The sequence below is a fragment of the Pirellulales bacterium genome (genome assembly GCA_035533075.1).
Lineage (GTDB): Bacteria > Planctomycetota > Planctomycetia > Pirellulales > JAICIG01 > DASSFG01.
Genome location: DATLUO010000242.1, coordinates 40,778 through 54,661, shown reverse-complemented (window position 1 = coordinate 54,661; position 13,884 = coordinate 40,778). Strand labels below are relative to the sequence as shown.

The window sequence follows — 13,884 nt, the reverse complement described above, 5'->3', positions numbered from 1 at the left end:
CGAACCCGAGAAAGCGCCTGCCGAAATCGCGACCGCGGACGCTTGGCCGCAGGACTTCCTGGACCGGGTCGTGGGAGCATGGGAGGGCGACTTTGAGGCCGGCTACGAGGGCGACTTCGAAAAGCGCGAGGAACTTTGAGCCTCTATCCGCTCGACACGAACGACACCATGATCGCAGCCATTGCGCTGCAGCATGGCGTGACTGTGGCGACCCACAACACGAACGAATTCTCCAGAGTGACCGGACTTCAGGTCGAGGACTGGACTTTGGCATGACCTCACAGTGGGGCCGGAGCAACGGCCGCTACGGCACCGCCGGCACGCGTACCGAGCCGTGGTTTTCTGCCGACACGGTAAGCTGTTTGGGGTGATGGCGCCGCTGTGCGGTGGGGCGGTGGGGCGTTTATCGAGCATGGCGGCGCGCGCGAGCCGTTCGCGCGGATTTGCGCCTTCAGGGCCTTCGCTTCAACGAACTCGCCTTCGGTTGACGAATGCACCAGCGAAAGCATTGCGGCTCAGCCGGAGTTCACCTGTTGGCGCTGCAATGGCGGATGTCTTGCTCCCCTCCTCGCCTGGGCCGCCACATTCCTGCCGAATCGGGATTGATCCTGCCCGCGATCCGACGCAACGCCAGGATAGAAGCACGCGACCACCGGCCGCCGCCGATTTGTTCGGGCCGATTTTCGCTTTCAGGGCCTTCTCCAGCAGACTCTCCTTCGGCTGACGAGTGCACCAGCGAGAACATTGAGGCTCACGCGGCGTTCAGCGGTTGGCACTGCAACGGGTTGTCGTCGTCGTCCGTCGTCTTAATCATTGGCGATCCTTGGAAATTGGACCGGTCCCGTTTACCTGCCCCCAAGATTGAGCATAGTGGCAGCTTCTATGCCGGCCCAAGCCGGCCTGTTTTTCGGGGCTTAGGTTCATATTCCGCGGGTGCCAATGCGATTCGGCGCGCCACGCAGGTGTGCGAAAATGACAAAACCGCGCGGTTCCGCACACATTTGAATGTAGCTCCAGGCGGGGCTGTTTGACCAGAAGAAACGTCTCCAAGTGCGGTCTGAGTGGCGCGTGAATGTGCTTCAACGCCGCTGGTCGCTGAAAGGCTCGTTGCCAATTCGACCGCGTGGCGATGAATGGTTACCGAAAAGCTGGGAAAAGCGCATTTCTGGCGATCGGGCCGCGCGCCTCCCAAGAGCCATGTTCTATTCATCCGCTTTCTCCAGGCGCTCGACAACCGTTCAAACGCTGATCGGGCGCGCATTGCCGCGCCGCTCGGCTTGGGCAGATCGGATGGTCCTTCCGTTGCGCGACTACGGTTAGTCGGCGATCGTCGAGCGCTAAAAGCCAAAGCTCGTGCTCGGTATAGCGTTCGGAGCGTTTTATTTAAGGCGTTCCGACGCCGTTCCGACCCGTCACTTCCTCTATAACGCAATTCGCGCCGGTATAATTTTGGTTTCGTGCAACTGCGTTGCCCTCCGGAGACGGATCAAATGGTTCACAAACTCATTATCTTCATCAGCAGCCCGGCCGCGCTGAAAGATCAACGCGACGAAACCGAGCGGGTATTGGAGGGGCTTGAGATTGATGGCTCGCGTTTTGAAGCATGGCCACCAGCGCCGGTTGCGGTCGGCGGTATGGCAGAGTGTTTCCGGCGAATCGATGAAGCGGACGGAATTATTCTCCTGTTGGGCGAGAAATACGGCACGGTCATTGAGCGCGGCCTGTCGGCAACCCATCTTGAATACCGTCACGCATTATCCCGGAAGAAACCCATCTTCCCTTTTTTACTACACGCAGAGAACCGGGAGTCCCAGCAGGTTCATTTCATCGACGAGGTTCAGGCAACGTTTTTTCGCGGTAACTCAATCAGAACGCCACACGATCTGGCGGCCCAGATCCGAAACGCGCTGCTCCAAGAATTCACCCGCTGCTTTCGTCAAATCCATGGGGGGCCCCCGCAGCCGCGCTACACGCCACCGGCGGTAGCCCTCGAATTGGTGCCCGATCTGTTCTTGAGCGACGATCCAAAGGCCGCGTACGAGCAACTAGAGCAACTCTACGGTGCCGGCCATGACAAGGCGATACATCAGTTGGCACCGCAAATCGAACTGAAATTCGGCCACATCCCGTTGATCACCAACTTTGTGCATATGGCAAACGTGAATCTCGCCATGAATGGTGAGCCGATCGGCCCGGAGAGACTCGATAGTGCAATCGCCTTCTGGGAGGATCCGAGCCTACTAAAGCATACGTCGGCGGCCAGCCTCGCCTACTGTCAGGGAAACGCACTCGGCGTGCTAAAGCGCCACGAAGACGCCATTGCGTGCTACAAGCAGGCGCTTTCGCTGGAGCCCGCGTTCGCCATGTGCTGGAAGAATCTTGGGACGTCATTCGTCGATGTCGGCAATCCAGGCGAAGCCATCCACTGCTTCCGCCAAGCGGTCGCGCATGATCCGCGGCAATTTGAAGCCCGTTACTCTCTAGCGACGATGGCGATGGAACGTGGCGCGTACCAGGATTCGCTCGACGAGTTGTCGCAAATCCGCCTGGTCGAGCTGCCGCCGGTTCAACAATCATGGGTGCATGGCCGCCGCGCGGAGTGCCTCTCGCACCTCGGCGATCACGCGGCCGCCATACGAGCGGTAGAAGTGGCCATTTCCCTGGCGCCAAATATCGACTGGCCGTGGTTCTATGCAGCGCGCGTCTATGCCATTGCGCAAGGCGACGATACTATGTGGCGCGACGCCGCCCGGGTTTTCGCGGAACGCCTCGCGTCGCGCTTCCCCGAAAACGGCCAAGTCTGGGGCAATCTAGGTTATGCCTACTGGCGATCGCGACTTACTGCAGCGACCCCGCAGCTTACACGGCAATGCATCGTTGCATTCTCGAGGGCGATCGAGCTCGGCTTTCTCGATGACGGCCTAATACCGGACCGCTTAGGCCACATCTACTCCGACGAAGGCAAACTTGGAAATGCTGTTGAAGCATTTCGCCTTGCAGCGCAGCACGATCCAGCATCCTTCGGATACTGCCTTGGCTCAACGCTCATGCAGCTCGGTCAATACGATGAGGCGCTGGGTTTCATCAAGGGTGCTGCCGAAAAGCATCAACCGGATGCGATGTCCTGGGGAAACCTCGGAACGTGCTACGACCATGTGGGCGATCACCGCAACGCCATCGCGGCGTACGAGAAAGCCATCGAGCTAGATCGCACCTACGCGGTTGCGTGGTTCAATCTGGGCGGTGCCTACTGGAACGTTGGCGATCGCGCAAGGGCCTTGCAGATTTGGGGGGATGCGATCTCTCGCTTCCCTGATGATGAGAACGCCGAAAAAGTGCGGGCTTTTTTAAGCGAACCGGAGCAGCCGCGCTAAAGTCCCCCCGTTGCAGCGTGTGCGTCCGCGAAGGCGAAGGATAACGGCGACCGGCCCCAAACCCCCACGACAACCGTTGCGTCGGCCCGCGCAACGACGGGTGGCATCCTATGCGGCATCTACGACGTAGATGACTCCGGCACTGGCCTTGGCGGGGCCGCCGAGCGGCCGATTGCACGAAGCAGCCCGGTATGCCACCATAATGCGTTGTCGCGTCGCCAAGCGACGGCCGCGACTGTACCAAAGGACCGCAACATGCCATTTATCTTTCCGCGAGAAGCGGCACTTTTAGGTTGTGCGCTTCAGGAGTATTTGGACTCCGATGACGAGCGGGCGTGCTTTTTCGACTTCCTAGACAAGAGACTCTCACCGTTTTATCCGCCTATTGCACGCGTGTCGACCGTTTTGATGAACGTGGATGATGTTCCTCCCGACATTACGTGGGTCGAGCGAGAGCCGGGGATTTTTCGGGCTGGGTTCGCGCGGAGCCTCCCAGAGTCGTACTTTCTGGCGGCCTCGGAAAGCCTCCGCGAGGACGTTGAAAGCTCCGAGGAAGGTCCGGGCCGCTCGGCGCTCGTCGCCTGGGCTAGTCGACAAGCGATTCAGTCCACGCGAATTGACCCCTCGGCAAGAAACCTACTTGACATCATCGCGGAGCTTGTGGCCCCGCATGCGGAACGAAGTCCAGCGGACGATGCAAGATTCAATCTGGCCACAAGCGAAACGCCTTGGGGGCTCGTTCAGCAGCGAGGCTTCAACCATCCGAACACTAAAAGAGGGGGCATCGATGATCGGAATAAGATCGATGCCGTCATCAGCGGCTTGGCCTCTGGCGACGACGCGGCAGCCTTTGACGCGGGGCGCGCAATTGGGAGCATTCTTGCCGCATGCGAAGACTGGCAGCAAGAGCTGTTCTACCTTCTCTACATTTCTGGCAACAAGGATATTGAGCGGTTTGAGAAGGCGCGCGCCGGCTGGCGCGCAACGATCCGTAAACGATTGCCGATTCTGGCAGAATCCGCGCTTCTAGCCCCCGATGGAAACGCGGCAACTTGCCTTCGGCATTTGGCCGAAACGTGTTTGCCGTACCAAATTCAGGCGCTAGCCCCTGACAAGTGGGGTGGATTTCGGGACGACTTGTACGGTGAATGGCAGGACGACGTAGCCGACGAAATCCGCAACGTATCAGTAATTAGAGATGCGGTGTGGCTCGCCTTCGGCGAGATTCTTCACTCAGCGCAGGGCGATCCTGACGCACGCGGGGCGGCAGCGCCGCGCTTGGCGGCGCAGCAAATGCTACGCCTTGTGCGCCTGACGGAGGAGTCGTCGCCGGACAAGATTCGCGGAACGCTCCTCCAGGTTCAAACGATGCTTGAAAAAGGCGATGCCTCAGCGTTTCCCGAACAGGTTGTTCTGTGTCTGGGGCCGGCCATTAAGGGCTTGGCTCGCCGCGTTTGGAATGAGAAGTTCACCAACACCCAACCGGAGCCCAAAGTAAGCACAGTGCTACAAGAACGAGTGATGCACGGCGATGAACTTGAACGTCGTTTCGCGAGTATTGCCATGAACCTATACAAATCCTACCGGATTCCGTCGCAGCACGATGTTGAGCGTTTCAAATGTAGTTTGGCCGAGGCCCTGTATTTCTTCCTAGGCGTTCGTCTGCTTTTGGAGTTGAGCGACGCCATTGGCCGCCGCAGGTGACGCTTTGGCCAATGAGGCGCCGCACCGTTCCGCGCAGCCTTCGCTCAGATTATGTGCCAACTGCGTCGAGAGCGCCCGGTTGATTTAGCACATGTTCGGCAAGCAAGACCGCCGCCGCCAGTCCCGCACGCTCGCCCCGTCCGGGCCTTGTGCCCGCCGAGCGGTGATTGGTCAGAAAAAGGGTCAGAACGATTTTAAAACCGTTCTGAGTGGATGGTGGCGGAAATCAACGACTGCAGTTTCGCCAGCGCCTGCGACGCCGCAGGATTCCTTGTTCCGGTGCTCGGCGAGCCCATGATCGCCAGGCAAGCCGTTGGCACGTCGAGTGCTTTGCCCAGGGCGTTCAGCAACTTGAGCGAAAAGGCCCGCTCGCCTCGCTCCAGAATTGCCATCGTGTTTGAAGCCACGCCGACCGCATTGGCCAGCTCCGCTTGCGTCATGCCCCGCAGCTTGCGTATCGACCTTAGCGCCTCGCCGAGTTGTCGTTGATCGATCATGTGCCAGCGGCCGGCAAACGCGTTCTGTCGGGCGGGTTTTTTCTTGGGCATGCTGGTACCGTTATCACCGCCAGCCGCACATCGTCGAATTCTCGGCCGACCGAACAAACGTGCTGGCGCGGTTCTCGGCGGTCCGCCTTTCGGGCGAAGGTTTGGGTGGCACGTGTCTTGATCTTTCGCGGGACGGCAATTGGGGCGAGCGGAACATCGTCCAATGGCGTTTATTCGACGGCATGCTGCTGGCGGAGATCGCGCGCCGGCCGGGTTGGTCGCGCGACTCGGTCGAGCGAAGCGTTCGGCGGTCCATCAAGACGTTGAAGCGGTGGCTGCCCGCCGCCGGCAAATGACGGGACCCCGGAATCGCTCCAAGACGGCCAAGCAGGGCCATCCTCCGGCTGCAAAGCCAAGTTTTTACCCGCCCAGCCGTCGCATTCATCATAGGACAACTGATAGAGTTCAATCGCCAAATGCGTGCCATACTTAAGCGGGGCAAAGCAGGTAAAGATCGCAGGAACAAAGAGCCATGAATAGCATCGACAAGCGGCGAGCGGCGTTGGCCGGCCGGCTCGGCATCGGCCCGGAAGAACTCGATGTTCCGGCCGACGCGGCCGGCGAAGGCATCGCCTTTCAGCTTCTGCCGGGCGGCCTCTACTGGGTCTATTCGCCCGACGAAGAAAAGCAGGCTTTCAAGTCGCGCGTGCCCGACGTGCCGTTCTTGTCGCAAATCCGCGACGACGAGGGGCAGAGCTATAACGTCTATCTGGCCGTGGGCGATAGGCGATGCGGCGCTGAACTACCGCACGCGTAAGAATGCGGCATTGGTGGCTGGGTAGGGTGGGACCAGCGAGCTTGCGAGCGCCGGCCCACCGTAACCGACGTCGCCAATGGTGGGCCGGCGCTCGCAAACTCGCCGGCCCCACCCTACAATGCGAGCACATCCCCAGAGGGCAACATCGAGGCGAGGTCATGCCCAAGTACATCATTGAACGCGACATACCGGGGGTCGGCAATCTAACGCCCGCTGAGCTGCGCGGCATTTCGCAGACCTCTTGCGGCGTGCTGAACAAGCTTGGCCCGGCGATTCAGTGGGTCGAGAGCTACGTCACGCCCGACAAGGTCTACTGCGTCTACATCGCACCCCGCGAAGAACTGGTTCGCGAACACGCCCGGCAGGGCGGCTTTCCGGTCGACAAGATCTCGGAAGTGAAGGCGACGATCGATCCGGCCACGGCCGAAACGACGACTATGTAGCTCCAGCCCTCATCGTTTCGCCGCGGACCACGTCGTCGAGCCGTTCCATCAGTTCGCGCACGTCGGAACCGGTGTAGTCTTTGTCGACCGTCGCCACCAGGCATTTGCTCGCCTGGTCGCTCAGGAGCTTACGCAGGTGACCCAGGAAATGCGGCGGCGCCACCAAGGCCAGCGCTGCGTAGGCATTCTGGTTAAGACCGTCGCTGAGCTTGTCGACCAATTCGTGGGCGAAATGCTCCGCTTCGACCTCCTTCGGCTCCGTGTCGGGCTCCATCCGCGGCCGATGCCCGGCACCGAAAATCTGCCGCGTTCGTCCCTGCTCCTTCATGTTGATCTCGCGGTTTTTCATCCGGCTTTCCGGATGGCCCAGCTCTTCGATCAACTCCCACGGTTTCCCTTTTTTCGGCGACGCAAAGATTCGCGCTCGGCTCGAATCGGCAACCAAGATCCAAGTGTCCATTCGTTCCTCCTTACCGGTTGATCGTAGGGTAGGACCAGCGAGCTTACGAGCGCCGGCCCACCGTCAGGGTTCAGGGTTCAGGAATAGTTGAATTGGCCTTTGCCTGACGCCTGACGCCTGACGCCTCACCATGCAAACGGGATGCCTCACCATTCTTTTATTGCCAGCCGGTGTTGACGCATGAACGCCTCGGCCTGTTCGCGATCGAAAACGCTCTCGGTGGCGCCGATCGAACGCACACAGCTTGCACCCAGCGCGCTTCCCCACTCCAAGCACCGCCGCGGGCCGCCCCCTTCGAGCAGGCCGGCGATGTAACCGGCATCAAAGGCGTCGCCCGCCCCCGTGGCCCCCACGTATTCCACCGGGTAGCTGCCGGCCTCAAGCCGCAACGCCTCGCCGGCCAGCACCGTGCCGCGTCCGCCGCATGTGATGACCACCGTCCGCGCGCCGGCCGAGCGAAATCGCTCGGCTTGCCCATGCGGATCGGTCAGCCCGGTCAGGATCTCGCCCTCGTCGTTGTTGGGCAAAAAGACGTCCGTTTCGGGCAACAGCGGTTCGAGCAGCGGCCAGTATTCACCGGCTCCCGGCACGACCACGTCGAGCAGCGTGGTGACGCCGGCGGCCCGCGCCTGGCGAAACAATTCGGCCAGCGGCCGGGCTTCCAGGGCGGGCATCAGCAGGTAGCCCCCCACGTACAGCACCCGCGCCTGGCGCACGCGGTCGAGCGGAATATCGCTCACGGCGATCCGGCCATTGGCCCCGATGGTGTGGATGAAGCGGCGGTCTTCGCCTTGAACATTGACGATCAAGGTCCCCGACGTGCCCACGTCGGCCAGCGAGCGGATCGACTGCGTATCGACGCCGGCCTGCCGCAGCGTCTCGATCACGAACCGCCCAAAGGGATCGTCGCCCACGCAGCCCACCACGCCGACCCGCACGCCGACCCGCGCCAGGTCGATGGCCGCGTTCGAGGCACAGCCGCCGATGTTCAACGACAGGCAATCCGCCAGCACCAGCTCTCCCGGCTTCGGACAATGTGAGATCGGCGCGCACAAGTGGTCGGCCACCAACACGCCGACGGACAGACAATCGAGAGACACAAATCACCCCGCTACGATTTTGGATTTTGGATTTTCGATTTTGGATTGTGGATTGAGTACACTGGCATCGTCAATCCACAAACCACAATCCAAAATCCAAAATCAGGGGGGAGGCGGTGCCGGTGCAAGAAGTCGTGAGCGAGCAGCCTTACCGGTTTGTGCCGCCCTACCACAGCCGCTTTTGGTGGCGGTTGGTCGAAAGGGGGCTGCCTTGGTATTTGCGGCGCTACTGGGGCATCGAACGCACGGAGCTGCGCGGCGTGGAACACCTCCGGCGGTCGCTGGCGGGCAACCACGGCGTTCTGCTGGCGGCGAACCATCCGCGGCCTTGCGACCCGCTGGTGGTGGGCGAGCTGTCGCGGCGGGTGTGGAAGCCGTTTTTCAGCATGGCGAGCTGGCACCTGTTCATGAACGGAGGCTGGCAGGCCTGGCTGATGCACAAGCTCGGCGGCTTCAGCGTGTTTCGCGAAGGCGTCGATCGGACGGCCATCAACACCGCCATCGACATTCTTGTCTCCGCGGAGCGGCCGCTGTTGATCTTTCCCGAAGGGGCCGTCTCGCGGACCAACGACCGCTTGAATCCGTTGCTGGAAGGAACGGCGCTCATCGCGCGCTCGGCCGCCAAGCGGCGGCAGAAGGCGGGGCTGGGAGAAGTCGTGGTGCATCCGGTCGCTGTGCGATACCACTTTCTCGGCGATCTCCGCGCGGCCGTCGAGCCCGTGGTGGCGGAGATCGAGACCAGGCTCACCTGGCATGCCGCGACGCAGATGCCGCTCACCGAGCGGATCGCCAAGGTCGGGCAGGCGCTTCTCACCTTGAAGGAGTTGGAGCATCTCGGCCGGCCGCAAACGGGCGAGCTCCACGAACGGCTGAACGGGCTGATCGACCATTTGCTGGTTCCGCTCGAGCGCCAATGGCTCACGGGCGACGGGGCGACGAGCACGCTGGTGCGCGTCAAGCGTTTGCGGGCGGCCATCGTGCCCACCTTGATCGCCGGCAAGTTGAAGGAGATCGACAAGCGGCATCGCTGGCAGCAGCTTGCCCATTGCTATTTGGCGCAGCAGCTTTCGTGGTATCCGCCCGACTATCTTCGCGACGATCCCACGCCCGAACGGATTTTGGAGACGGTGGAGCGGCTGGAGGAAGACGTGACCGACCGTGCGCGAATTCACCGGCCTTTGTCGGCCGTGATCGAAGTGGGCGAAGCGATTCCCGTCGCTACCCGGCGAGATCGTCAATCGACGAACGACGAGCTGCTGGAGACCATCGCCGCCCGGCTGAACGGGCTATTGAAATGACTACCAACCGAGCGAGCGACGTCGGGTCTTGGGGGGATCGACCTCGCTCTTGGGGCGCTGGCGGCGCAAGGGAGCCACAGTCGGCGGCGGCTGTTTGCCCTTGCGGCCGACGGTTTTGCGCAGCTTGCCAGCGGCCATCGCCTCCGCATCGCCGGTATTCTTTACGGCAGGACGCAGCCAGACGGCGTTGGGCTGCAAATCATCGTCGTCGTCCTTCAGTTCGGCCTCGGGATAGATGACGGAGAAGCGAGCCAGGCTGGCAGCCGGGCCGCTCGCCAGCGCCAAATCGGAGCGGGCTGCCGCACACACGAAGACCGCAATCAGAATCGCCAGCCGCATTAGATAACGTCTCGGCACAATGAGTGAGGCCAACCGTATTCAATGCTCTTATCGGCCGCACACGAGCGAATCTTGAGACACGCGTGGGCGTCGGTGTGGATGGTGGTCATAGGATGGCTTCCAGCACCTGCTGCCAGTATTGCGGAACGCCGCGCCAGGCCGCATCGTAAGTGGCGGCCAGCGGCAGGTTGACATAGTGGCCGTCATGCAAGAACAAGGGCATCTCAGGGATCTTGTCGCCCAGGGCGATATGAGCCACATAGGCCTCGGGCACGTCGCCGGCACAGTACGAAGCCAGGGTCAAGGGCTTCGCGGCGGGCATCAGGTAGTCTTCCGGGTCGAAGTACTCCCAAATCAGGCCATGCATGCCCTGGGGATCATCAATGCCCGGTGGAAACATATCGACGACGGTCAGATGGCACCCGGCGCGAAGCGCGCCGATTGCCTTTTCGACGAAGTCCTGCACGCTTTGGCGGCGATCTTTGTTGGCGGGTGACACGATTTCTACGAGCGCCACGAGCCGATGGCCGCTGGTGTGGCGGATAGCGAGCGTCCGCCGCAGGGCGCGATATGCCGCGTTTTCGCTGGCCACCATTTTGCGGCCGACTTGCGGCGGTGCATCGGCCACGGCCACGCCGCCCTTGTCGGGCGGCGTCGTCCGCGGCTCTCCGTCGTGCAGGGTGAGGATATCGGCGATCAGGCGGCCGGCGTGCTGTTCGCCCAAGGCGTAGTAACCCTTCGGCAGCAAACCGCCGTTGAGGGTTTCTTTGAGGTGCGTGATCCACGCGTTATGGAAATCGTGGAATATGCCCGCTTTCACGCGGGTCCAGTCGTGAACCGGCATCGTGTTTGTCTCAATGCGCCGCTCTGGTATATGGCCTTATTATACGTCAGGTGATGCCTTTGCGGCATGGGGCATTTGGTTCCTGACCGTCCGTGGCTTAAACTTGCATTGGTGGTCCGGCGCTCGCAAGCTCACTAGCCCCACCTTACCGCGCATTCCAGGGACTTAAACCGCATGGCCCGCTCCGCACGCATTGAACGCAAGACGGCTGAAACCGAGATTCGCGTCGAACTGAACGTCGACGGTGCGGGCAGCGCGGCCGTGGCGACCGGCATCGGCTTCTTCGACCACATGCTCACGCTGCTGGCGAAACACGCGGCGTTCGACCTGACCGTCGAAGCCCAGGGCGATTTGCACGTCGATCAGCACCACACCGTCGAAGACGTCGGCATCTGCCTCGGCCGGGCGCTGCGCCAGGCCCTGGGCGACAAATCGGGCATTCGCCGCTACGGGCACTTCACACTGCCGATGGAAGAGACTCTGGCCACGGTCGCCGTCGATCTGAGCGGCCGCTATTTTCTGGTTTTCCAGGCCCAGTTTCCCTCGGCCAAGATCGGCGAATTCGACAGCGAGCTGGTCGAAGATTTTTGGCAGGCCCTGGCCGCCAACGCACTGTGCAATTTGCACGTGCTCGTGCATTACGGCCGCAACAGCCACCACATCAGCGAAGCCCTTTTCAAGGCCGCCGCCCGTGCCTTACGGATGGCCGTCGAAAACGATCCGCGGCTGGAAGGCGTTCCCAGCACCAAGGGAACGCTGGACGTCTAAGCGAGGGAGGGACGGAGCAAGTGAAGGACGGAGAGACGGAGCGAGGGAGGGAAAGAGCGACACAACGTAGAATCGCCGTTTCGGTCGCTCCCTGTTTTCTCCCCCTCTCCCTGTCTCTCCGTCTCTCTCTCGCTCCGTCTCTCCCTCTCTCTGTCCCTCCATTTCTCTTTCACTGCGCCGCGCGTGCCGCCGGCTCAGCCGGCTCCGGCGGATCAACGGCTTTGGGCGTCGGCTCCTTTGCGATAGGGGCCGAAACGCTCACGGTTGACGAGGTGGCGATTTGCGGCTTGGTCAGCACCTGCGCCACCAGCGTGCGAAGCTCGTCCAAATCGGCCTCGGCGCCGGGATCGAGCGATTGCACCGACTCCGGTCCGTCCGACGTGGCAGGAGAGCAGACGACCACTTGCGAGTCGCCGACCACGCTGATGTGCTTCCCTTCCACGACCACGCCCGTGCCTTCGTCGATGCCCAAGCCGACGAGGTCGCGGTACAAATCGAGCACCTTCAGCAGCCGGCCCTGACGGTTTCGCTTCAGGAAGTGCTGATCGACGACCGTGCCGGGCAGGAAGCCGAATCCCGGCCCGACCTCGAGCTGGGGTCTGTCGCGTCGGATCATGATCGGCGACATGATGGCCGCGCCGGCTGAAGTGCCGCCGACGACGCCCGAACGGCACAAGACGCCGCGGATTTCCTGTTCAGTGAGCGTGCCCAAGTAGGTCTCGGTGAGCCAATTCTGATTGCCGCCGACGAACCAAACGCCCGTCGCCTCGCGCAACGGCTGGGCGAAAGTCGGGTCGTCGGCGGTTTGACGCGAGCGCGTGTGCAGGACCGTCAGCGAGGCCAACTTCTGCTCGTGCCAAAAGGCGAGCTTGGCCGCCATCTTGTCGGTGTCCGCATAAACGCTGGCCGTGGTGACAACCACGACACGCGCCGCGGCCCCACCGGCCAGCTCGAGAAAGCGGTTGCGAAGCTGCGCCGGCAACACTCCTCCGCCGCAGATCACCAGCTTGCCATTGAGCTTTTCCACCGGTTTGTCGGGCGCCGCCTTCTCATCGGCCGGAGCATTGCGGGCACCCAAGACCGCCGCCGCCAGGACAAGGGCCGTTGCCCAGTGCCTGCCGGCCGACCTGCCGCGGCCGCCGCGGTGTGAGACCAAAGTCTCCGAGTTGTTTGGGACGTCCATACCTTTCCTCCATGATGGTCTGGTGGCCGGTCGCATGACTGCCATAGGTTGTTGCGGAATTCAACGGATGTATCAACCCCACTTGATGCGTTCCGTGCGTTCTCATCGTATACAACGGCCCCGTCTCGGCCAACCTTTTTTACGTCAGACCCGCTACGCTGGGCGGGCAAGGCACTTGGCGAACGGCCGGAAACCAGCGACAATAACCATTCACCAGCACCTGACTTGCATCAAAATGGCCACAGGCACGATCAAAAGATTACTTCCCGGTAAGTATTGCGGATTCGTCGAACCGACGCTCGGCGGGCCCGATGTTTTCTTTCACGGCTCGACGGTGGCGGGCGACCAATTCGCCACGCTCGTGCCGGGGCAGCGCGTCGAATACGATCTGGACCAAACGGACGCGGCCGACCGCGGCCCGCGCGCCAGTCGGGTGCGGCCCATGCAGGCGGCGCCGCCGGCCATCGCCCCACAGCCGAGCGAGTTTCGCATGTTGCGGCGGCACCCGGCCTCGCGCGCCAAGAAGCCCACCTGGCGCAACAAAGCCGATTGAACCATTCCCGGCTCATCACGGAGTTTTCGTCGAATGTATTACCTGAACGTCTGGCTGACGGTGAAAGACCCCGCCAACATCGCCGCCGTTCGCGAGCGGCTGGCCAAGGCTTGTCAGCTCTCCCGGCAGGAGCCGGGCTGCGAACGGTTCGAAGTCTACCAGTCGCAGGCCGACGAGCGCCGCTTTCTGCTCGTCGAATGGTGGGAGTCGAAGGCCGCCTGGGAGACGCATCGCCTGAACAAAGCAGTTACCGAGATCTACGTCCCGCAAGTCTTGCCTTACGTCGATCGCGAGCCCCACGTTTGCGAGTTGGTCGAGTAACAGGCTGTGGATGCGCTCGCGATGTTGAGTTAGAGTCACCTGACGTGTGGTGTCATCCACGCTGATTCCAACTGTCCGGCGTGACAAGCTTTGCTCTGTTGGCGTTGGTGATTTCACTGGCCATCTCTTCTTCCGGGTGCCGAGGGGCAGTTCCTGTTCATAAAGGCCGGGCATAAAACGCCGAAATGAGCG

General features: G+C 61.8%; 15 protein-coding genes and 1 pseudogene. 10 read left to right on the top strand and 6 right to left on the bottom strand.

Annotated elements, in window-relative coordinates; genetic code table 11:
* Window positions 1-129: 129 nt before the first annotated feature.
* The 3 genes and pseudogenes from VNH11_30285 (at window position 130) to VNH11_30275 (ending at window position 5,078) form a co-directional block, all read left to right on the top strand.
* A pseudogene (locus VNH11_30285) lies at window positions 130-276 on the top strand (PIN domain-containing protein).
* A 1,214-nt stretch (window positions 277-1,490) separates the two neighbouring features.
* On the top strand, window positions 1,491-3,374 hold the full coding sequence (locus VNH11_30280) for a tetratricopeptide repeat protein (protein HVA50673.1): 1,884 nt from the start codon (window positions 1,491-1,493) through the stop codon (window positions 3,372-3,374).
* 255 nt (window positions 3,375-3,629) lie between these two features.
* Complete coding sequence (locus VNH11_30275) at window positions 3,630-5,078, top strand: hypothetical protein (protein HVA50672.1); 1,449 nt, start codon at window positions 3,630-3,632, stop codon at window positions 5,076-5,078.
* A 194-nt stretch (window positions 5,079-5,272) separates the two neighbouring features.
* Here VNH11_30275 and VNH11_30270 read toward each other — a convergent pair whose 3' ends face one another.
* Window positions 5,273-5,626: a helix-turn-helix transcriptional regulator gene (locus VNH11_30270; protein ID HVA50671.1), complete on the bottom strand. Its 354-nt coding sequence runs from the start codon at window positions 5,624-5,626 to the stop codon at window positions 5,273-5,275.
* A 59-nt stretch (window positions 5,627-5,685) separates the two neighbouring features.
* On the opposite strand from VNH11_30270, the gene VNH11_30265 reads away from it, so the two are divergent.
* From VNH11_30265 to VNH11_30255, 3 genes are all read left to right on the top strand, one after another.
* Entirely contained in the window at window positions 5,686-5,922 is a 237-nt protein-coding gene (locus VNH11_30265) for a hypothetical protein (GenBank protein HVA50670.1), read from the top strand.
* Window positions 5,923-6,098: 176 nt separating this feature from the next.
* Window positions 6,099-6,383, top strand: coding sequence for a hypothetical protein (locus VNH11_30260; GenBank protein HVA50669.1), 285 nt, complete (start codon window positions 6,099-6,101; stop codon window positions 6,381-6,383).
* Window positions 6,384-6,541: 158 nt separating this feature from the next.
* Window positions 6,542-6,826: a DUF4242 domain-containing protein gene (locus VNH11_30255; protein HVA50668.1), complete on the top strand. Its 285-nt coding sequence runs from the start codon at window positions 6,542-6,544 to the stop codon at window positions 6,824-6,826.
* Here VNH11_30255 and VNH11_30250 read toward each other — a convergent pair.
* Window positions 6,819-7,286, bottom strand: a complete 468-nt coding sequence (locus VNH11_30250) for a host attachment protein (GenBank protein HVA50667.1) — start codon at window positions 7,284-7,286, stop codon at window positions 6,819-6,821. The genes VNH11_30255 and VNH11_30250 overlap by 8 nt on opposite strands.
* A gap of 146 nt (window positions 7,287-7,432) precedes the next feature.
* Window positions 7,433-8,386, bottom strand: coding sequence for a sugar kinase (locus tag VNH11_30245; protein ID HVA50666.1), 954 nt, complete (start codon window positions 8,384-8,386; stop codon window positions 7,433-7,435).
* 116 nt (window positions 8,387-8,502) lie between these two features.
* Here VNH11_30245 and VNH11_30240 point away from each other — a divergent pair, with 116 nt between their 5' ends.
* Window positions 8,503-9,684, top strand: coding sequence for a 1-acyl-sn-glycerol-3-phosphate acyltransferase (locus tag VNH11_30240; GenBank protein ID HVA50665.1), 1,182 nt, complete (start codon window positions 8,503-8,505; stop codon window positions 9,682-9,684).
* On the opposite strand, the gene VNH11_30235 is transcribed toward VNH11_30240, so the two are convergent.
* Together VNH11_30235 and VNH11_30230 are read right to left on the bottom strand one after the other, a co-directional pair.
* Window positions 9,685-10,023, bottom strand: coding sequence for a hypothetical protein (locus VNH11_30235; GenBank protein ID HVA50664.1), 339 nt, complete (start codon window positions 10,021-10,023; stop codon window positions 9,685-9,687).
* 106 nt (window positions 10,024-10,129) lie between these two features.
* A complete protein-coding gene (locus VNH11_30230) occupies window positions 10,130-10,867 on the bottom strand; it encodes a DUF4058 family protein (protein ID HVA50663.1) in 738 nt (245 codons plus the stop codon).
* A gap of 174 nt (window positions 10,868-11,041) precedes the next feature.
* On the opposite strand from VNH11_30230, the gene hisB reads away from it, so the two are divergent.
* The gene (hisB, locus tag VNH11_30225) at window positions 11,042-11,635 is read left to right on the top strand and encodes an imidazoleglycerol-phosphate dehydratase HisB (protein HVA50662.1); all 594 of its coding nucleotides are present in this window, start codon (window positions 11,042-11,044) and stop codon (window positions 11,633-11,635) included.
* 169 nt (window positions 11,636-11,804) lie between these two features.
* On the opposite strand, the gene VNH11_30220 is transcribed toward hisB, so the two are convergent.
* Entirely contained in the window at window positions 11,805-12,818 is a 1,014-nt protein-coding gene (locus VNH11_30220; protein ID HVA50661.1) for a cyanophycinase, read from the bottom strand.
* 235 nt (window positions 12,819-13,053) lie between these two features.
* Between VNH11_30220 and VNH11_30215 the strand changes: the two genes are divergently transcribed.
* Both VNH11_30215 and VNH11_30210 read left to right on the top strand, forming a co-directional pair.
* Window positions 13,054-13,371 carry a cold shock domain-containing protein gene (locus VNH11_30215; protein ID HVA50660.1) on the top strand — a complete coding sequence of 106 codons (318 nt, stop codon included), beginning with the start codon at window positions 13,054-13,056 and terminating at the stop codon, window positions 13,369-13,371.
* Window positions 13,372-13,404: 33 nt separating this feature from the next.
* The gene (locus VNH11_30210) at window positions 13,405-13,692 is read left to right on the top strand and encodes a putative quinol monooxygenase (protein HVA50659.1); all 288 of its coding nucleotides are present in this window, start codon (window positions 13,405-13,407) and stop codon (window positions 13,690-13,692) included.
* The last annotated feature ends 192 nt before the right edge of the window (window positions 13,693-13,884 follow it).

Excerpts from the sequence above, each read along its gene's own strand:
- VNH11_30280 (HVA50673.1), top strand. The coding sequence starts at position 1,491 with ATGGTTCACAAACTCATTATCTTCATCAGCAGCCCGGCCGCGCTGAAA.
- VNH11_30275 (HVA50672.1), top strand. The coding sequence starts at position 3,630 with ATGCCATTTATCTTTCCGCGAGAAGCGGCACTTTTAGGTTGTGCGCTT.
- VNH11_30270 (HVA50671.1), bottom strand. The coding sequence starts at position 5,626 with ATGCCCAAGAAAAAACCCGCCCGACAGAACGCGTTTGCCGGCCGCTGG.
- VNH11_30260 (HVA50669.1), top strand. The coding sequence starts at position 6,099 with ATGAATAGCATCGACAAGCGGCGAGCGGCGTTGGCCGGCCGGCTCGGC.
- VNH11_30255 (HVA50668.1), top strand. The coding sequence starts at position 6,542 with ATGCCCAAGTACATCATTGAACGCGACATACCGGGGGTCGGCAATCTA.
- VNH11_30250 (HVA50667.1), bottom strand. The coding sequence starts at position 7,286 with ATGGACACTTGGATCTTGGTTGCCGATTCGAGCCGAGCGCGAATCTTT.
- VNH11_30235 (HVA50664.1), bottom strand. The coding sequence starts at position 10,023 with ATGCGGCTGGCGATTCTGATTGCGGTCTTCGTGTGTGCGGCAGCCCGC.
- VNH11_30230 (HVA50663.1), bottom strand. The coding sequence starts at position 10,867 with ATGCCGGTTCACGACTGGACCCGCGTGAAAGCGGGCATATTCCACGAT.
- hisB (HVA50662.1), top strand. The coding sequence starts at position 11,042 with ATGGCCCGCTCCGCACGCATTGAACGCAAGACGGCTGAAACCGAGATT.
- VNH11_30220 (HVA50661.1), bottom strand. The coding sequence starts at position 12,818 with ATGGACGTCCCAAACAACTCGGAGACTTTGGTCTCACACCGCGGCGGC.
- VNH11_30215 (HVA50660.1), top strand. The coding sequence starts at position 13,054 with ATGGCCACAGGCACGATCAAAAGATTACTTCCCGGTAAGTATTGCGGA.
- VNH11_30210 (HVA50659.1), top strand. The coding sequence starts at position 13,405 with ATGTATTACCTGAACGTCTGGCTGACGGTGAAAGACCCCGCCAACATC.